This window comes from Basfia succiniciproducens (genome assembly GCF_011455875.1).
GTDB classification, from domain to species: domain Bacteria; phylum Pseudomonadota; class Gammaproteobacteria; order Enterobacterales; family Pasteurellaceae; genus Basfia; species Basfia succiniciproducens.
In genome coordinates this window covers 2,065,292-2,085,608 of record NZ_CP015031.1, presented here as the reverse complement: position 1 = coordinate 2,085,608, position 20,317 = coordinate 2,065,292, and the positions used below count along the sequence as shown (strand labels likewise).

The 20,317-nt window shown below is 43.8% G+C and carries 15 protein-coding genes; 5 read left to right on the top strand and 10 right to left on the bottom strand.

From position 1 onward, the window contains the following. Position 1: 1 nt before the first annotated feature. Complete coding sequence (argC, locus tag A4G13_RS09700) at positions 2 to 1,012, bottom strand: N-acetyl-gamma-glutamyl-phosphate reductase (RefSeq protein WP_011199417.1); 1,011 nt, start codon at positions 1,010 to 1,012, stop codon at positions 2 to 4. Between the two features lie 100 nt (positions 1,013 to 1,112). Between argC and argE the strand changes: the two genes are divergently transcribed. The 5 genes from argE to hemN all read left to right on the top strand — a co-directional run bounded on the left by argE (position 1,113) and on the right by hemN (position 5,645). Next, positions 1,113 to 2,255, top strand: a complete 1,143-nt coding sequence (argE, locus tag A4G13_RS09695) for an acetylornithine deacetylase (RefSeq protein ID WP_090654184.1) — start codon at positions 1,113 to 1,115, stop codon at positions 2,253 to 2,255. 132 nt (positions 2,256 to 2,387) lie between these two features. Next, positions 2,388 to 3,047, top strand: a complete 660-nt coding sequence (rluA, locus tag A4G13_RS09690) for a bifunctional tRNA pseudouridine(32) synthase/23S rRNA pseudouridine(746) synthase RluA (RefSeq protein ID WP_090654186.1) — start codon at positions 2,388 to 2,390, stop codon at positions 3,045 to 3,047. Positions 3,048 to 3,198: 151 nt separating this feature from the next. Beyond that, a complete protein-coding gene (gene yihI / locus A4G13_RS09685) occupies positions 3,199 to 3,783 on the top strand; it encodes a Der GTPase-activating protein YihI (RefSeq protein ID WP_090654188.1) in 585 nt (194 codons plus the stop codon). Between the two features lie 12 nt (positions 3,784 to 3,795). After that, positions 3,796 to 4,251, top strand: coding sequence for a DUF2489 domain-containing protein (locus A4G13_RS09680; RefSeq protein ID WP_011199411.1), 456 nt, complete (start codon positions 3,796 to 3,798; stop codon positions 4,249 to 4,251). 26 nt (positions 4,252 to 4,277) lie between these two features. Then, entirely contained in the window at positions 4,278 to 5,645 is a 1,368-nt protein-coding gene (gene hemN, locus A4G13_RS09675; RefSeq protein ID WP_090654190.1) for an oxygen-independent coproporphyrinogen III oxidase, read from the top strand. 80 nt (positions 5,646 to 5,725) lie between these two features. Here the strand turns inward: hemN and A4G13_RS09670 are convergent, their stop codons facing one another. The 9 genes from A4G13_RS09670 to mfd all read right to left on the bottom strand — a co-directional run bounded on the left by A4G13_RS09670 (position 5,726) and on the right by mfd (position 20,101). Then, positions 5,726 to 7,744 (bottom strand): BCCT family transporter, encoded by a 2,019-nt coding sequence (locus tag A4G13_RS09670; protein WP_090654192.1) that lies wholly within the window; start codon positions 7,742 to 7,744, stop codon positions 5,726 to 5,728. 478 nt (positions 7,745 to 8,222) lie between these two features. After that, positions 8,223 to 11,093 carry a DNA polymerase I gene (gene polA, locus A4G13_RS09665; protein WP_090654194.1) on the bottom strand — a complete coding sequence of 957 codons (2,871 nt, stop codon included), beginning with the start codon at positions 11,091 to 11,093 and terminating at the stop codon, positions 8,223 to 8,225. 225 nt (positions 11,094 to 11,318) lie between these two features. Next, complete coding sequence (locus A4G13_RS09660) at positions 11,319 to 12,722, bottom strand: cytochrome c peroxidase (protein WP_090654196.1); 1,404 nt, start codon at positions 12,720 to 12,722, stop codon at positions 11,319 to 11,321. A gap of 200 nt (positions 12,723 to 12,922) precedes the next feature. Then, complete coding sequence (artM, locus tag A4G13_RS09655) at positions 12,923 to 13,606, bottom strand: arginine ABC transporter permease ArtM (RefSeq protein WP_011199404.1); 684 nt, start codon at positions 13,604 to 13,606, stop codon at positions 12,923 to 12,925. Beyond that, complete coding sequence (gene artQ / locus A4G13_RS09650; RefSeq protein WP_011199403.1) at positions 13,606 to 14,277, bottom strand: arginine ABC transporter permease ArtQ; 672 nt, start codon at positions 14,275 to 14,277, stop codon at positions 13,606 to 13,608. The genes artM and artQ overlap by 1 nt, the downstream gene beginning before the upstream one ends. Positions 14,278 to 14,283: 6 nt before the next feature. Beyond that, positions 14,284 to 15,006, bottom strand: coding sequence for a lysine/arginine/ornithine ABC transporter substrate-binding protein (locus A4G13_RS09645; protein WP_041639467.1), 723 nt, complete (start codon positions 15,004 to 15,006; stop codon positions 14,284 to 14,286). A gap of 13 nt (positions 15,007 to 15,019) precedes the next feature. Next, entirely contained in the window at positions 15,020 to 15,751 is a 732-nt protein-coding gene (gene artP, locus A4G13_RS09640; RefSeq protein WP_011199401.1) for an arginine ABC transporter ATP-binding protein ArtP, read from the bottom strand. 233 nt (positions 15,752 to 15,984) lie between these two features. Continuing rightward, on the bottom strand, positions 15,985 to 16,569 hold the full coding sequence (gene lpcA, locus A4G13_RS09635; protein WP_011199400.1) for a D-sedoheptulose 7-phosphate isomerase: 585 nt from the start codon (positions 16,567 to 16,569) through the stop codon (positions 15,985 to 15,987). 85 nt (positions 16,570 to 16,654) lie between these two features. After that, positions 16,655 to 20,101: a transcription-repair coupling factor gene (gene mfd, locus A4G13_RS09630; RefSeq protein WP_090654198.1), complete on the bottom strand. Its 3,447-nt coding sequence runs from the start codon at positions 20,099 to 20,101 to the stop codon at positions 16,655 to 16,657. Positions 20,102 to 20,317 lie beyond the last annotated feature (216 nt).

Below are 20,317 nucleotides of genomic sequence, written 5' to 3'. Positions count from 1 at the left end.
TTTAAATTAATCCTAAAACTTCATTGTAGCCATAACGAATGTTAGCGCATTGTACTGCTTGAGCCGCCGCGCCTTTTAATAAATTATCTTCCGCGCCCACAATAATAATATGGTTATTTTTAGTGGCAAAACCGATATCGCAATACGGGCTGAATTCTACCGCCTTAATACTTGGCAAACCCTGTTCATACACACGAACCAACGGTTTATTCGCATAATATTTTGCATAAGCCCGCTTGATCTGTTCATCGCTTACACCTGCTTTCAACTTAGCGGTGATAGTCGCCAAAATACCGCGTTTAAAATTGCCTAAATGCGGAGTAAAAATAACATCCGTACCCAAATGAGTGGCGATTTCCGGTTGATGGCGATGGTTAAACACACCATAGGCGTTTAAACTTACTTCGCAGAAACTGCTGGTCAGTGAAGCTTTTCGCCCGGCCCCGCTCACACCGCTTACCGCATTAATCACCGGCAATTGGTTAACATCCAGTAAACCTTCCTCAATTAAAGGTTTTAAACTTAGCTGAGAAACCGTCGGATAGCAACCGGCAACAGCAACTAAATCCGTAGTTTTGATCTTATCCGCATTCCATTCCGCCAAACCATATACCGCTTGTTTTAACAATTCGGGATGTTTGTGTTCAAAACCGTAAAATTCCTGATAAAAAGATTCGCTGTTTACCCGATACGCCCCCGAAAGATCAAAAACTTTACAGTTATTTTGCAGAAAAACCGGCGCTAAATTCGCACTCACTTCATGTGCCGTACCGAAAAAAGCCAAATCGGCGTTTTGTGCGATTTCCGTTAAATCTTCCGGCAGAGGTTGCAGAGGTAAATCGCAGATAGTTTTGAGTTGAGGATAGAGTGTAGAAATAGATTTGTTTGCATCCGCACTATTGGTTGAAACATATAAACCAGCAAGTTCGAATTCGGGGTGATGAGTCAGGATTCTCGCCAACTCCGCACCGGTATATCCGCTTGCACCGATAACGATTGCTTTTTGTGCCATAATTTATCCCGTATAATAGATTTAAAATTCTTATTAATGATTAATTATGCTATTATTCTGCATAATTATTTAAAAATCAACAACTATTTGGACTACCGCCATGAAACGACTGCCTAAATTTCTCGATATGTATTCACAGTTGATCGCCCTTCCGACCATCAGCGCCCTTGAACCCGAATTTGACCAATCAAACAAAGCGTTAATTGAGTTATTAGCCGATTGGCTGGCGACGCTCGGTTTTAAAACGGAAATTATTCCGGTGGAAAACAGCCGCGCCAAATACAATTTATTGGCGACCTACGGCGAAGGCGAAGGCGGCTTATTATTAGCGGGTCACACGGATACCGTACCTTGCAACGAAGAATTATGGACCACCAACCCTTTTAAACTGACGGAACGTGACGGTAAATTTTTCGGTTTAGGCACGGCGGATATGAAAGGCTTTTTTGCCTTTGTTATTGACGCCGTCCGCCAAATCGATTTAACCAAACTGACTAAACCTTTACGCATTCTGGCAACGGCGGATGAGGAAACCACCATGCTCGGCACCCGTACCTTTATCCGACACACGCACATCCGCCCGGATTGCGCCTTAATCGGCGAACCGACTTCACTTCGCGCCGTACGGGCACATAAAGGACATGTGGGAAAAGCGGTTCGTATCATCGGCAAAAGCGGGCATTCAAGCGACCCGGCAAAAGGCATTAACGCTATCGAACTGATGCACGAGGCAACCGGCTATCTGATGCAAATGCGCGATGAATTACGGGATAAATATCACCACGACGCCTTTGAAATTCCTTACCCGACCATGAACTTCGGAGCGATTCACGGCGGCGATGCGGTAAATCGAATCTGCGGCTGTTGCGAACTGCATTTTGACATTCGCCCGTTGCCGAAAATGCGTTTGGAAGATTTAGACGAAATGCTGCAACAAAAATTGGCGCCTATGTTTGAAAAATGGGGCGATCGTATTTCTATCGAAGCTTTGCATGAACCTACGCCCGGTTACGAATGCGAACATAGCGCGCAAGTCGTGCAGGTTGTGGAAAAATTACTGGGTGAAAAATGCGAGGTGGTAAATTATTGCACTGAAGCGCCTTTTATTCAGGAACTCTGCCCGACCTTAGTGCTGGGCCCGGGTTCTATCGAACAGGCACACCAACCGGATGAATTTTTATCTGCCGAGTTTATTGAGCCGACCCGTGACTTACTCACCAAAATGATTATGCATTTCTGCTGATTCTTATCACTCGTAATTCAAGGCGGGCATGGTTCTGATGCCCGCCGGTTTATCAATAAAAAGTGCGGTCAAAATCGACAAAGTTTTGTATAATCCCCGTTTTCTTTATTTTCCACCCTATAAGAGAATTTCATGGCATTAATTGAATATAACCCACCGACAGAGCCCTGGCTTGATATTGTTTATCATGATAATCATATTTTAGTGGTCAATAAGCCGAGCGGCTTGCTTTCGGTACCGGGAAATCAGCCCCAATATTACGACAGTGCAATGTCTCGGGTAAAAGATAAATACGGATTCTGCGAACCTGCACACCGCCTGGATATGGCAACCAGCGGAATTTTGTTATTCGCCATGAGCAAAGCGGCGGACAGCGAACTAAAACGTCAGTTTCGTGAACGCGAAACCAAGAAATACTACGAAGCCTTAGTCTGGGGACACTTGGAGCAGGATTCGGGCGAGGTAAATCTCCCTTTGGTTTGCGACTGGGAAAACCGCCCGCGGCAAACGATTTGTTTCGAACGGGGGAAAAGTGCGGTCACAAAATACGAAGTTTTACAACGCCTGCCCAACAATACCACCCGGGTCAAACTCACGCCGATTACCGGACGTTCGCACCAATTGCGTTTGCATATGCTGGCGCTCGGTCATCCTATTTTAGGGGACAAATTTTATGCGCATCCGCAGGCGAAAACCATGGCGCCACGTTTATGTCTGCATGCGGAAAGCCTCACCATCAAACATCCAATTAGCGGCGAAGAAATGACCTTTTTCCGCCCGGCGGATTTCTAAGGCAAAAGTGCGGTCGAAAAAGCGCAAATTTTATTTTCTCCGGGATAAAATTTCCGCTAACCGGATAGAGGTAAATTGCAAAGAAATAGTGAGATAATCCCGCTAAAATGATACAATCCGCCCTTAATCGTTTAGGAATGTAAGGAATATTATGTCTCGTCAAAAGAAAAGCCGCAACATCGTTGATGTGATGCCGCAGCGCAAATCGGATAAAAGTCAAATCTCACCGGCAAGTTATACCCGTCCGAGCAAAAAACTCACGCGTTATGAATTGGATGCGAAAGCCCGTGAAGATAAAAAAAAGAAAAAACACAAAGGGTTAACTTCAGGTTCCCGTCACAGCCGGTCTGAACAGCACAACAACCAACAAATGCAGGAAAAACGGGATCCGCGCTTAGGCAGCCGCAAAAAAGTGCCTTTAGTGGTGGAATTCGTCAATAAGCCGGAAAAAGGTCAATTTATCCAACCGGTTCAGGTTCAGCCTGCGGAAGAAAAAGTGAAAAAATTGGATCCGATGCTTGAATTAGAGCAATTGGAAAACAATGAATGCCTTAATCAATTATTGGATGCGTTGGACGAAGGCAAAACAATCAGCGCAGAAGATCAAAAATTCGTGGATGAATGCCTGGATCGCATTGCTCAATTAATGGACGAACTGGGTATTGAAGACGAAGAAGAAAGCGAAGACAACTTGCTGCGTACCTTTGAGAAAATCGATATTAACCAATTTAAATAATTCATTATTTTTATGACCTGGACTTATATTCTTTCCATTCTCGCCATCATTATTATTGTCGCAATGGCGGGTTACAGCATTTATATTTTCCGTGAACTGCACAAGCAAAAACGCCGTTTTGCGCAGGCCCGTCAAGCCAGAATCGCGCGCCTGCACGAAAGCATTACAATTATCGCCAAAGCCATGCAAAGCGGCGAATGCAACCATTCCGAGGGCGTGATCCGGTTAAAAATGCTGCTCGAACCCTTAGGACAAAAAGAGATTGATGCCTATCATTCCATGCACCGGCTTTACCAAACGGTAAAAGATATGCCGACTCACGATTCTCGTCGCGCACTTAAACGCAATGAGCGTATGAAACTCGATCTGGCCCGTGAAACCGCCGAAGCGGAATTGGAAGAAAAAATCAAATCTGAGCTTGAACAGCTTTTGGCTGACATTGCAAGCTATCAAAAAATCAAACAGTAACATATTGTTTTGTGGGGAAACATTTTATGTCTGACATTATTTGGGATTTGGCGCTGATTCAAAAATACAATCAATCAGGTCCCCGTTATACGTCCTATCCGACGGCGCTCGAATTCAACGAGAACTACACCGATGAAGATTTTAAAGCCGCAGCGGCACGTTATCCGGGCCGTCCGCTTTCCCTTTATGTGCATATTCCGTTTTGCCATAAACTTTGCTATTTCTGCGGTTGTAATAAAGTGATTACCCGCCACCAGCATAAAGCGGATATTTATCTTGATTATCTTGAACAGGAAATCAAACACCGCGCCGAATTATTTAAAACCCGCAGCGTTACCCAAATTCACTGGGGCGGCGGCACGCCGACTTATCTGTCCGAAGCGCAATCCGCGCGCTTAATGACCATGCTGCGCAATCATTTCAGCATTGCCGATAGTGCTGAAATCAGTATTGAAATGGATCCCCGTGAAATCGAGCTCAGCATGCTAGACCACCTGCGTAAAATAGGTTTTAACCGCATCAGTATGGGCGTACAGGATTTCAATAAAGACGTACAAAAAGCGGTGAACCGCGAACAGGACGAAGAATTCATTAAAGCCTTGCTGGTACATGCCCGTGAACTAGGTTTCCGGTCCACCAATCTGGATCTTATTTACGGTCTACCGTTGCAAAATGTGGAAAGTTTTATGTTCACCCTGCAAAAGGTAATCGAGTTAAACCCCGATCGCTTGAGCGTGTTCAATTACGCCCATCTACCCAGCCGCTTTGCCGGACAGGCAAAAATTAAAGATCATATGCTGCCGGCGCCGGAAACCAAGTTGACGATTTTACAAAAAACTATCGAAACCTTAGGTGCGGCGGGTTACAAGTTTATCGGTATGGATCATTTTGCCAAACCGGATGACGAACTGGCGATTGCTCAACAAAACGGCGTATTGCACCGTAACTTCCAGGGTTACACCACACAGGAAGAATGCGATTTATTAGGTCTCGGCGTTTCCGCAATCAGCCTGTTAGGTGATACTTACGCCCAAAACCAAAAAGAGTTGAAACGCTATTATGCGGATGTGGATGCAACCGGTATTGCCTTGCACAAAGGCTTAGTGTTAAGCAAGGAAGACTGCCTGCGCCGTGATGTAATCAAACAGTTGATCTGTAATTTTAAACTTAATTACGAGTTAATCGAGAAACAATATAATATTGATTTCAAAACACATTTTACCGAAGATTTAGCCCTACTGGCGCCCCTTGCCGAAGACGGATTGGTGGAAATCACGGATACGGCGATTCAGGTCTCCGCCCGCGGCCGCCTGCTGATTCGTAACATTTGTATGTGTTTTGACACCTATTCAAGACAACTGGCAAAAAGACAGCAATTTTCAAGAATTATCTAGACAAATCCTCTCTTCCTTAAAAGTGCGGTGAAAAATCTCCAAATTTTTACCGCACTTTTTATTTTATTAAGGGAAGTTCGCTATTCCGCCATATTTTCTACATCCGCCGTCATTAAATTATGGCTTTTATCCATGGCCAGATTCATAAACCGTTCGTATTGTTTTAATACGTCTACGATGAGTTCCTCTTGCGTCATGTACTGTACGTCATAACCTTCGCGACCGTCGAAGAAATAGGTAATCGGCTCATAAATTTTACTTTCTTCCAGATTCGGTAAATTATCGTCATCCACCACTAAATCCGATAATTGACGGGATTGTAAACGGATTCCGTATAAGAAATTACGCAAATTTTCATTAACGACTTCAAACTCAATTTTAGGATTTTTACCGTCGATAAAATTCATTTGTGCGTTTAAACCGTGTTCCAAAAATTCTTTCACCAAATCATTAAAGGCAGGACGAGCGATTTGATTCAGAAAACGCCGGATATCTTTGCGATCCGTCGGGTTCACAATTTTTTCCAGCCGTTCTTTCCAGTTTTCACCGGTCCATAACACACTACCTTGAGTAAATTTTTTACTGGAATATTGGGTATCAACCATCAATCCTTTCCACAAACCGAAGCAGAGCACCAGCATAATCGCCATAAAAGGCAGTGCAATAATTAAGGTCATAGACTGCAAAGAAGCCAGCCCGCCGGAATACAGCAGGGAAAGTCCGAGTACCGCAAGCAACGCGCCCCAAAAAACGCTTTGCCACTTCGGCGCTTTTCCGCTGCCTTGCGATGCCATATTGTTTAACACAAAAATGCCGGAATCCGCCGAGGTAATAAAGAAAATAGAAATCACTAATAGTGCGATAACCGAAGCAATTTGACCGAAAGGTAACTGATCAAAAAAACCGAATAACAACGCCTCGGTATTATCGCTGATTGCAGCCAGCGCACCGTGAGTTTGCTGATCGATCCAGATCGCCGAACCGCCGAAACTTGTCATCCACAAAATATTAAATAACGAAGGTACGAACAATACGCCTAAAATAAATTCGCGGATGGTACGACCTTTAGAAATTTTTGCAATAAACATGCCTACAAAAGGCGCCCAGGAAGCCCACCAGGACCAATATAGAATTGTCCAGCCACTTAACCAGGATTGATGTTCGGGCTCATAAGCGAATGTGCGGAAACTTAGCTCAAGCAATGAACTGAAGTAATAACCCAGGTTCTCCGTTAAACCGGAGAATAACCACAAAGTCGGGCCCGCTATAATCACGAAAATAAGCAGTAATCCGCCTAATACCAAATTTGTTTCACTTAGGATCTTTACTCCTTTACCGACACCTGAAATGGCGGAAATAACGGCTAGCATCATGGAAACAATCATAATTACCGCCAATACGACAAAACTATTGCTATCAATTAAACCTAAATTATTAAAGCCAGCATTCACCTGCATCGCCCCATAACCTAAGGTGGTGGTTAAACCAAAAATCGTGCTGCACAGAGCCACAATGTCGATTAAATGCCCCCAAAAGCCGGAAAGATTATTTTTTAATAAAGGATAAAAACCGGAACGTACCGTTAACGGCAGTTTATAGCGGAAACCAAAATAAGCTAATGCCAACGCAATAACCGCATAAATTGCCCAAGCATGGATTCCCCAATGATAAAAAGTTGTCATCATAGCTTCTTTCATGCGTTCCGCTTCCGTTAAATTTTCCTGTACCGGTTTTACATAATGCAACACCGGTTCGGCAACCCCGAAGTACATCAACCCGATCCCCATTCCCGCCGCAAATAGCATAGCGATCCATGAGGTAAAGGAAAATTCGGGTTCATCGTTGTCCGCACCTAAACGAATATCTCCCAAACGGCTACCACACAAGAAAATAAGGAAAAGAAAGAAAATCGATCCGGCTAAAATATAAAACCAACTAAAATGCGTAAAAATACTTTGCTTTACCATATTTAACGTAATTTGAGCCTGCTCGGGAAAAACCGAACAAAAAACGGTAACCAGCAAAACAAATATTACCGTCGGCATAAAAATAGGTGCTTTTAACGTACTCGTAGCACGAAGTTGTTGATATAAACTCATTAAATGCTCCATGTTGTTAGGTCTGTTATCTTCTATAAACATACCCTAATATGAACGCTTTAAATTTATGCTGAACAGGGAATGATTTAAAACATTCAAAAACTTTTGTTACAAAAACAAAAATGAAATAAAGAAACTCAGGGTCTGTTATCGCCCCTTACCGGAGAGGGGATTTTTGATGCGGAATTACCAGAAAAGTAATACCAAAAGATAGCGGGATTCGCTAAACAATAGACAAAATGTAGCTGAATAATAAAATTCAGCAAACAAAATAAGACTGCATGCTACATTAAAATAGTATATTTGTCAAATATTGACCATTTTTATGTATAATAAAATTTAAATGATTTATGAAAACATGCTACAAAATATAAAAATTTATTTTTCAATGACGGATATACAAATCTGACATCGCCATATTAGGCGTAAGCAACGCTAAATCCACTTCGCCACGTTCAAGGCCTGGGTTTCCATAACATTAATGGGCTTCGTCCCAGTTATCGCCCACCCCCACATCAACAATCAGCGGAACATGAAGTTGTGCGGCATTTTCCATTAAGGATTTAATCAGAGCGCTGTAATGCTCGATTTTGTCTTCTTTGACTTCAAAGACCAATTCATCGTGTACCTGCATAATCATGAGAATATCCGGATCATCGGTAATGGCTTTATCAATATCGATCATCGCCCGCTTGATAATATCCGCCGCGGTTCCCTGCATCGGTGCGTTAATCGCCACCCGTTCCGCCGCTTTGCGACGCATGGCGTTAGCGGATTGAATGTCCGGCAAATACAAACGGCGACCGAATAATGTTTCCACATACCCCTGCGATTTGGCTTTTTCCCGAATATTGGTCATAAAGGTCTGTACGCCCGGATAACGCTGGAAATAAAGATCCATGTAACGTTGCGCATCGCCGCGGGCAATCCCGAGCTGACGGGACAGACCAAACGAAGACATGCCGTAAATTAAGCCGAAATTAATGGCTTTGGCGCTACGACGCTGTTCGGCGGTAACATTCTCCAGAGCAAGCCCGAAGATTTCCGCCGCTGTCGAACGGTGAATATCTTTCCCCTCGCTGAAGGCGGCGGTTAACCCTTTATCCGCCGATAAATGCGCCATAATGCGTAATTCGATTTGCGAATAGTCCGCAGCTATCACTTTAAATCCTTTGCGGGCGATAAATGCCTGACGGATGCGGCGCCCCTCTTCATTACGTACCGGAATATTCTGCAAATTCGGATCACTTGAAGATAACCGGCCGGTAGCGGTGACCGCCTGATGATAAGAGGTATGCACACGCCCTGTTTTTCGATTCACCATTTGCGGCAATTTATCGGTGTAAGTGGATTTAAGCTTGCTTAAACCGCGGTGTTCTACCAGCAATTTCGGCAATTCATGCTCATAAGCCAATTCTTCCAGCACTTCTTCATTGGTTGAAGGCGCCCCTTTCGGCGTTTTCTTCAGCACCGGCAAACCGAGCTTATCAAACAAAATCTCCTGTAACTGTTTGGTAGACGCCAAATTAAAATGTTGCCCCGCCAGTTCGTGGGCTTTGTTCTCAAGTGCGGTCAGTTTTTGCGAAAATTCTTTTGATTGCGCCAGCAAAGCCCGGCTGTCGATTAATACGCCGTTACGCTCGATACGGGAAAGCACACTCACTAAAGGCAATTCCATTTCTTGATACAGTTTCACCAATTCCGGACTTTGAGCGACTTCCCGCCATAAGGTTTGGTGCAGTTTCATGGTCACATCTGCATCCTCCGCCGCATATTCCGCCGCTTTTTTGAGTTCGATTTGATCAAACGTCAGTTGGTTTTTCCCTTTGCCGGCAATATCTTCAAAAGCAATGGTGTGATGCCCTAAATAACGTTCCGCTAAATCGTCCATATTATGGCGCCCGGTACTGTCCAGCACATAGGATTCCAACATGGTATCAAAGGTCACGCCCTGCATATTAATGCCGTTATTGGCAAAAATGGTTAAATCGTATTTAATATTCTGCCCGATTTTTTTAATTTCCGGGTTTTCTAATAAGGGTTTTAATTGAGACAGGCATTCCGCTTTGTTCAGCTGTCCGACAACCGGCTCCCAACGACTTTCACGCGATTGCTCCGATTCCGCAAATAAATCGCCCTGCGCATTTTCCGCCTGAGCGGCAACCTGATGAACATGAGCAAGCGGAATATAACAAGCCTCGCCGTTTTCTAAAGCGAAAGATATGCCGACCAGTTCCGCCAGCATCGGATCCAAAGCGTTGGTTTCCGTATCCACCGCAACTAATTTTACCTGCCGGATTTTCTCAATCCACTGTTGCAGCTTGGCTTGATTGTCCACCGTTTCATACAAAGTGCGGTCGATTTTTACCGAATTTTTGACCGCACTTTCCTGTTTAGCAAGCGCCGGCGTTGCCTGATAATTATTAATTTTCACCGCCTGTTCCTGCGGTTTCGTTACCGAACTCTCGCCGTTCAAGGCTTCGTTTAACCAACGTTTAAATTCATAACGGGCAAAATACTCTATTAATTCATCCTTATTCGCCGTACCGATAATAAGCTGTTCCGGGTTCAAATCCAGCTCTACATCCGTTTTAATCGTCGCCAGCACATAAGACAGATCCGCATCGGCTTTCGCCGCCGCCAGTTTTTCCCCTAATTTTTTTGCCCCGCGAATAGGCAAATCGGCAACGTTATCCAAATTGGCATAAATTTCCGCCATGCTGCCGATTCCCTGTAATAAGCCTAATGCGGTTTTTTCACCTACGCCGCTGATACCTGGAATATTATCGGAGCTATCTCCCATCAAGGCCAAATAATCAATGATTAATTCCGGCGGAATACCGTATTTTTCAATTACGCCTTCTCTGTCTAATAAAGTGTTATTCATGGTATTGATAAGCATAATGTTGTCATCCACTAACTGCGCCATATCTTTATCGCCGGTGGAAATCAGCACTTTTTTGCCCGCACTTGACGCCTGTAAAGCGAGAGTGCCGATGACATCGTCCGCTTCAACCCCTTCGATAGAAAGCAGAGGAATGCCTAAAGCGCGAATAATATCGTGCAACGGCTGAATTTGTTTGCGTAAATCATCAGGCATCGGCGGTCGGTGAGACTTATATTGTTCAAAGAGTTCGTCCCGGAATGTTTTGCCTTTAGCATCAAAAACCACCGCAATATGACTCGGCTGTACCTGAGTAATCAGACTCTTCAGCATATTTAACACACCGAACATTGCGCCCGTCGGCTCACCGAGGGAATTTGTCAGAGGAGGAAACGCGTGAAACGCACGGTATAAATAAGACGAACCGTCAACTAAAACAAGCGGATTTTGTGCAATTTGTGCCATAACAATCTCAAAATAAAGCAAAAACAATGCGTCATTATAGCTTAAAATTGAGTGAAACTGCGGATTATCTCGTAAAAGTGCGGTGCTTTTTGAGGGAATTTTGAAAGCATGTTATGATGAAATTCAATCGAATAAGGTTGGTTGGGCGGGATTAACTTGGCTTAGTTTAAAACATTAAACAAAAAACTTGTGGAAAGCTTAAACTTTCCACAAGCACTCGAAAAATTATTTCATTTTCTCATTGGTTAATAATTTCCCTTTAAATTCACCGGTTAATGAATTTAAGAAAGAAACGATATCGTCGAGTTCTGCATCAGAGAAATCTTTATTGCTTTGATAATGTCCCATAATGCGAACCGCTTCTTTCAGGTCTTTCGCCGTTGCGTCGTGCATATAAGGTGCGGTCAACGCCACATTACGCAAAGTCGGTACTTTGAAACGATGCATATCGTAAGGATCTTGGGTTTCGGCGAAACGTCCTTTATCCGCATCCGTTAAATCCGTACCGCGGGCTTTGAAATAATCGTCATAAATACCCATGTATTCGAAGGATTGTCCGCCCATTGCAGTCCCGGTATGACAGGTGTCGCATTTGGCATTTTTGAATAATTCATAACCGCGCTTTTGCTGATCGTTTAAGGCGGATTGTTCACCTTTCAAATAGCGGTCAAAGGCACTGTTCGGCGTAATTAATGTTTTTTCAAACTCGCCGATAGCTTCGGTGACGGTTGCTTGTGAAAGTTCCGGGAAAACCGATAAGAATTCTTTTTTGAATGTCTCGTCTTGATCCAGACGGGCAATAATTTCATCCCAATCTTTTGATCCCATTTCTACCGGATTAACTGGCGGTCCGCCCGCTTGATCCGCTAATGTCTTCGCACGACCGTCCCAGAATTGCCATTTGTTAAATGCCGCATTAAAGACCGTCGGTGCGTTAATGCCGCCTTTTTTACCTTCAATCCCTTCGGACACCGGTAAATTATCTATCCCCGCCTGCTCAAGCTGGTGACAGGTATGGCATTGAATCGAACCGTCGGCGGACAAGCGCCCGTCAAAATACAGTTTCTCGCCCAAGGCGACTTTGTGAGAATCCGTTGCAATCGCATCAGGAATAGGTTGTACTAAACGTGCGGCATCCGCACCCTGGGTGTTTTGAGGTAGGAAATGCGCTTCACGTTGTTGTTTAATCCAGTCTAACAAGACTTGTTTTTCATCCGCATCGGGACGAGTGCCCCAGTGAATATGTAAAAATTTCGCCGCAGGCATCTGATCATTACGAATAACCTGTTCCAATTTAGCCAAATCCGCTTCGGAAAGTTTGCTTGGGTCCTTCATGCCTTCAAACATCCGATCCAAACGGAAACTGCGCAAACCTTGGGCAATATCTTGCTCCATTAACTGTTTGGCAATCGGGAAATTCGCGTAACCGGGAATATCGGCACTCGGCGAATGGCAATATTGACAACCATTGTCAAACATCACTTTAGCAACGGGTTTGAATTGTTGTGGAACCTCCGTTGCGGCATACAGTTTTTCCGATTGGGATTTATCAAAAAAGTGGGCGTAGCCTACCATTGATAAATAGCCCAAACCGGCGATCGCTATGGCGGATAAAAAATATTTTTTCATAGAATTAACTCCAAATAGTGAAACGGGAGTTTAAATTATCCTATAAAAAGTAGGGGCTTTGCCGATTAAAAAATCTATTTCTTTAATAAGAAAAACCAATAAAAAAATCCGCACCTTAATCGGTCGGCTTAATGCCTGACTTTTAAGTGCGGATCGTTCTAGGGTTTAAATCAAAAGTGCGGTCGGTTTTAGCCGATTTTTTATGCTTTTTCCACTTCCAAACGTTCAAACGCAAGGACTTTATGCTCTAATTTACGCAGCAATAAGGTCATTAAACCAGTAATAACCAAATAAATAACGCCGGCAATACCATAAATCGTAATAGCGTCATATTCCGTACCGTAAAGCTGTCTTGCATAACCCATAATATCCATAATTGTGATGGTTGACGCTAAAGAAGTGCCTTTAAATACTAGAATAATTTCATTGCTGTAAGAAGGCAATGCGCGTTTTAAGGCATAAGGGATCAGAATCTTCAACGTCTGCAAACGGCTTAAACCCAATGCGGCACAGCTTTCCCATTGACCTTTCGGAATCGCTTTTACCGCACCATGGAATAATTGCGTAGAATAGGCCGCACTGTTTAACGCTAACGCAAACATGGCGCAAAACCAGGCATTAGATAATAATGGCCACAGAGCGCTGTTGACAATCCATTGAAACTGACCGGGGCCGCTGTAAATCAGGAAAAACTGTACCAATAACGGGGTGCCGGTAAACAGGGTTAAAAAGATATTAATTACTCTTTTAACAGGTTTGTTTTCCATAGATAACAAAAAGGTTAAAAATAAAGCCAGCACAAAAGCAACCGCCAGGGCAACCGCCGTTAACAACAGGCTGGTCGGAATCCCGCGGGCAATTTCCATAAAATATTCCCGGAACATTATTTCACCCCTCTTTCAAAACGAGTAAAACGCATTTCCAATTTACGCATGAAAAATTGGCTGACCAAGGTAATAATCAGATAAAGCAGCGCGGCAAAACTATACCAGGTAAAAGGTTGATGGGTGTTTGTGTTAACCAAACTTGCCTGACGCATTAAATCGTCCACTCCGATTAAGGAAACCAATGCCGTATCTTTCAATAACACAAGCCATTGGTTACTCAAGCCCGGCAACGCGTGGCGCCACACCTGCGGCAGAATAATATTCACAAAGGTATAGCCGCGGCTTAATCCTAATGCGGCGCCCGATTCCCACTGACCTAAAGGAATCGCCTGAATTGCTCCTCTTAGGGTTTGTGAGGCGTAAGCGGCAAAAATAATCGCCAATGCGATTACCCCGCATAAAAACGGACTGAATTCAATATACTCGCCGGTGAGTTTTTCCACCAATTCGGTAGACCCGAAATAGATCAATAACACCACCAAAATCTCGGGCAACCCGCGTAATAGGGTAACGAAAATAGCGGTCGGTTTGCGCACACACACAAATTTGTTCGTTTCCAGCACCACAAAAAAGATGGCTAAAACCAGACCCGCTATTAACGAACAAACCGCTAACCCCAAAGTCATCAGGGTTGCGGTACTCATTAAAGGAAGATATTCAAAAAACATAATCGCTTATTTAGCAGTCATCCATTTATCATAGATTTTTTGGTATTCGCCGTTAGCTTTAATTGCGGCTAAACCTTTATTCAGATTTTCTACTAAGGCTTTGTCAGATTTGTTTACCGCAATACCTAAACCGTTACCAAAATATTTTTTATTGGTGACTTTATCGCCCACAAAAGTAAGTTCGGGCTCTTTAGCCAACATATCCGCCAATACCGCGGTATCGCCGAAGATAATATCAATACGACCGTTTTTTAAGTCTAAAATAGCGTCTTGTAATGAAGTGTAAGCTTTTGGCGAATATTGTTTCGCTTCAGCTACCGTATATTGTTGGAATGTCGTACCGTTTTGTACGCCGATATTTTTAGCGCTGTTTAAATCCGCTTTGCCTTTTACCGCAATAAAACTTGCGGAACTGTCATAATAAGCATCGGAAAACAGCACTTGTTTTGCACGTGTTTCCGTAATATCAATAGCGGAAATTGCCGCATCAAAACGTTTTGCTTTTAAACTTGGAATTAACGCATCAAAAGACTGGCTTTTAAAATTACAATTCGCTTCGATTTCCTTACAAATCGCTTTTGCCACATCCACGTCAAAGCCAATGATTTCGCCTTGCGCATTAGTTAATTCAAAAGGAGGATAACTCGGTTCCATCGCAAAAGTAATATCCCGGGCTTGGGCGGCGAAAGTTGTGCCGGCTAGCGCGGCGGCTAATAATAATTTTTTCATATAAGATCCTTGATTAATCGTGAGATAAATATTGTCTGAATTGTTCTGTTTGCGGCGCTTCAAAACAACTTGCATCGCCCGTTTCCACAATACGGCCTTTTTCCATATACACCACTTTGGTCGCCACTTTACGGGCAACACCGACTTCGTGGGTCACAATCACCTGCGTAATGCCGGTTTCCTGTAATTCCTGAATGATCGAAACAATCTGTGCGGTAATTTCCGGATCCAGCGCGGCGGTCGGTTCGTCAAATAACAACACTTTCGGTTTCATCATTAACGCACGGGCGATAGCAACCCGTTGCTGTTGCCCGCCGGACAGTTGCAGCGGAAAACGATGCGCATGTTCTTCCAAACGCAGGCGGGTTAATAACTCCATCGCTTCTTTTTGTGCTTCCGATTCCGTTAATCCCAGAATTTTCATCGGCGCTTCAATCAGATTTTCCATTACGGTGAAATGCGGCCACAAATTATACTGTTGAAACACCATCCCTACATCCTGGCGAAGCTGGCGCATTTTTTTAGCATCGGTATTTTGCGACAAATCAAAATGATTGTCCGCCACGGTTAAATCGCCGGATTTCGGTACTTCAAGCAGATTAAAGGTACGGATTAAGGTACTTTTCCCCGCCCCGCTCGGTCCGAGCAAAACTACGGTATCACCGTCTTCGGCGGTTAAATTTATATCGAATAACGCCTGCGACGAACCATAGAAAAAATTTAAATTTTTAACACTAATGGTCATTTTTTTATGAATTCTCTACATTTTACAAAATTGAAAGAATATTAATATTTTTTGCATAATTATGCAATAATTAAAGGAGATTGTTATGCTGTTTGCATAGGCCGGCGACATTTTATTATGCGTATAAAAAACTCCCGTAATTCGGTTACGGGAGCCTTATAAGATCCGGATGCCAGGCACGGCGTCCTTATATGGGATAAAACTTTCGGATTTTCGACCGCACTTTTAAACGGCTAAGCCGCTTTTGCCATTTCAAATTCAATCAGCATCATTAAAATGTGGATTACTTTGATGTGCACTTCCTGAATACGGTCGGCATAACGGAAATGAGGAACGCGAATTTCTACGTCCGCAAGCCCCGCCATTTTACCGCCGTCTTTACCGGTCATCGCAATGACTTTCATGCCTTTTGCTTTTGCCGCTTCAATGGCGTTTAACACGTTTTTTGAATTGCCGGACGTTGATAAACCGAATAATACATCGCCTTCTTTACCCACCGCTTCCACATAACGTGAGAATACGTAATCATAGCCGAAATCGTTACTTACGCAGCTCAAGTGGCTCACATCGGAAATCGCAATTGCCGGATAGCCCGGGCGGTTTTCACGATAGCGACCGGTTAATTCTTCGGCAAAATGCATGGCATCGCAATGAGAACCGCCGTTACCGCATGAAAGCACTTTGCCCCCTTGTTTAAAGCTGTCCGCTAAAATCAAGGCTGCCTGTTGGATTAATTTAATGTTGTTTTCATCTTTGATGAATTTGTCTAATACATCCGCCGCTTCATTTAATTCAGCTTTAATTTGCTCTAAGTACATTCAATTTTCCTTCTACGAACAAGTGAAAAATGCGGAAAATACCGCACCCGATAAATGCTTTGCCATTCTATAACAACGTTACGTTTTAATCCATTAAACTCTGAAGCAAATTAAAAATGAAATCCAATCGTTTTTGCGCCTGTTCTAAGGCACAGCTGAATCTGAATTTAGTCGGCCCGTCAAATTTGAACACCGCGGGCTGCTGTTTAATGAGATTAATAAACTTCATCGGATCTATATCGGCAGTCGGTGAAAATTCAATAAAACCGCCATTTTGCGAACCGTCTATGCGGATAATATCCAACTGTTTTGCCATTAAACGCAGTTCCGTAATCTGCATCAGATTTTTTGTCGCTTCCGGCAGTAGACCAAAACGATCGATTAATTCTACTTTCAACTCGTCGAGAGCAGGCTTATTCTCCGCCCCCGCAATACGTTTATAGAAAGAAAGGCGCATATTCACATCACCAAGATAATCTTCCGGTAATAAAGCGGGAATGCGCAAATCAATTTCCACCTGCTGCTGAGTAAGCTCGTCAAGCGAAGGTTCGCGCCCTTGTTTCATCGCTTGCACCGCAGCTTCAAGCAATTCCATATACAAACTAAAACCGATACTTTCAATTTGTCCGCTTTGTTCGCTGCCCAGCAATTCCCCGGCACCGCGGATTTCCAGGTCATGAGTGGCAAGAATAAAGCCCGCCCCTAAATTATCCAGACTTTCTAAAGCTTCTAAACGTTTCACCGCATCTTTGGTCATTAATTTCGGCGGCGGTGTGAGCAAATAAGCATAAGCCTGATGATGGGAACGCCCGACCCGCCCGCGTAACTGATGAAGCTGAGCCAAACCAAAATGATCCGCGCGCTCAATAATAATGGTATTTGCCGTAGGGATATCGATTCCCGTTTCGATAATGGTGGAACAAACCAGCACATTAAAACGCTGATGATAAAAATCCGTCATCACCCGTTCCAATTCCCGTTCGTGCATTTGCCCGTGACCGATAATAATTCTGGCTTCCGGCACAAGTGCGGTCAATTTTTCCGCACAATTTTCAATACTTGCCACATCATTATGCAAATAATAAACCTGCCCGCCGCGCAAAATCTCACGTAAAATAGCTTCGCGAATAAGCAAATCGTCCGCCTGTCGCACAAAGGTTTTGATAGTCAAACGACGTGCCGGCGGCGTAGAAATAATGGATAAATCACGAATACCGTTCATCGCCATATTAAGGGTACGCGGAATCGGTGTAGCGGTGAGAGTTAAAATATCCACATTGGCGCGCAGCTGTTTAATTTTTTCTTTTTGACGCACACCGAACCGGTGTTCTTCATCAATAATCAGTAAGCCTAAATCGTTAAATTTCACATCGGATTGAATCAATTTGTGCGTGCCGATAAGAATATCCACTTTGCCGGCGGATAAATCTTCGAGAATTTTTTTCTGTTCCTTCGCCGTTCTGAAACGTGAAACCATTTCCACATTCACCGGCAAATTCGCAAACCGATCGCGGAAGTTTTCATAATGTTGTTGCGCCAATAAGGTGGTCGGTACTAATACGGCTACCTGTTTATGATTCATCACCGCAAGAAATGCCGCCCGCATCGCCACTTCGGTTTTACCAAACCCCACATCGCCGCAAACTAAACGGTCCATTGCTTTCGGCTGACACATATCGGAAATAACCGCATTGATCGCCGCTTCCTGATCATGAGTTTCCTCAAAAGGGAAAGTCGCCGAAAACTGCATAAATTCTTCACGATTATAATGAAAAGCAAAGCCCTTTTGCGCTTCGCGCTGCGCATACACATCAAGCAATTCCGCCGCCACATCGCGGATTTTTTCCGCCGCTTTCCGTCTTGCTTTCGCCCAGCTATCACTACCTAATTTATGCAATGGCGCCGTTTCTTCGGAACCGCCCACATAGCGGCTGATCAAATGTAAATTGGCGACCGGTACATAAAGCTTGGCATCGTTTGCATAAGTGAGCAGTAAATATTCCGCCTTGATACCGGCGTTTTCCAGCGTAACCAATCCGCCGTAACGCCCGACGCCGTGATCCAAATGAACCACCGGCTGACCGATTTTTAATTCCGCAAGATTACGGATTAAAGTATCGGGATTGACTGACTTACGTTTGTCCCGCCCGCGTTGCTGAACCCGTTCGCCTAACAATTCCGTTTCGCAAATAATGGCAATAGGTTCGCCATTTTCTTGCTCGATAATAAAACCGTTATCCAGGCTGCTGATTTGCAGGCTGTAAGTTTGTGACTGCGCCTCAAATAGCGAGTTCACTTGTTTCGGGCGTAATTTAATAGGTGAAAGCAAATCCAGTAGGGTTTCGCGTCGCCCTTCCGTTTCTACGGAAAAAACAATATGTCCTTTGAATTTTTCAATAAAGTGACGAATATTTTGTAAGGGTTCTTTTTGTTGCGGCTGAATTTGCAATTCCGGCAAGGCTTTCAGCGGCAGATTTTTTTGCCGTACCGAAGTCCGCACTTTTTCCGCTTTCAGGCTAATCCGAGGATAATTTCTTAACGCCCGATTGACTTCGTCAATGTGCAACCACAAACGTTCCGGCGCTAGCAACGGGCGCATAGGGTCAATCTTACGGCTTTCAAAACGTTGTACCGCATCCTGATAAAAGCGTTCCGCCTGAATTTGATATTGTTCCATATCCACGAACAACGTATTTGCCGGTAAATAATCAAATAAAGTCGCCATATTCTCAAAAAACAACGGCTGCCAATATTCAATACCGGAAACTAACGTGCCTTTGCTGACCTGTTGATAAATATGCTCCGGATCACGGCGGATTTCGCCGAAAGTTTCGCGAAATTGCGCACGGAAAAATTCAATACTTTTGTCATCCGTAGGGAATTCATGCGCCGGCAATAAATTAATCTGTCTGATTTCTTCCAACGTCCGCTGAGTATCCGCATCAAAAGTGCGGATGCTGTCTATTTCATCATCAAAAAAATCCAACCGGAACGGAAGCGGACTGCCCATAGGAAAAAGATCCAACAAAGCGCCGCGCACGGCAAATTCGCCATGTTCCATAACCTGTTCTACCGCGCGATAGCCCGCATTTTCCAATTGCAGACGTAATTTTTCAATAACCAGACGATCGCCTTTTTTAATCAGCAACACATTATGTTGCAGATACTGCGGCGGGCAAATCCGTTGCATTAAGGTACTCACCGATAAAATCAGAATACCTTTTCGGGTATTTTGCAAATAGAAAAGCGCACTGAGACGAGAGGAAATAATATCCTGATGAGGAGAAAAACTATCGTAAGGCAAGGTTTCCCAATCGGGGAAATAACGGACTTCAAGCTTGCCGGACTCCTGCAAAATTTTCTCTAAACGCACCGCACTTTTGGTATCGTTAGCCACCACAACGGTGAGCCCCTGAAACTGTTCCGCCATTTCACAAATCGCCAATCCGTCCGAACCCGTTAATACGTTGGCTACAATTTTGTGATCTCCCGCTTGAGTGGGAATATCCAAATTAAAATAATGTGTTGTCATTTTGATATATCGCCTTGGCTTACGCTTTACTACTGAATGGCAAATATTATAACAGTTATTACCATAAAAACGGGCGATTAATGTAACGGGTACAAGCGGACAAAAGGCAGAATAAAAGTGCGGTCAAAAATTTGGAAATTTTGCACCGCACTTTTGGTTTTATGTCCGGCGTAAATAAACATTCATTGGAAAATAAGCGCTATCAGTAAAAAGACA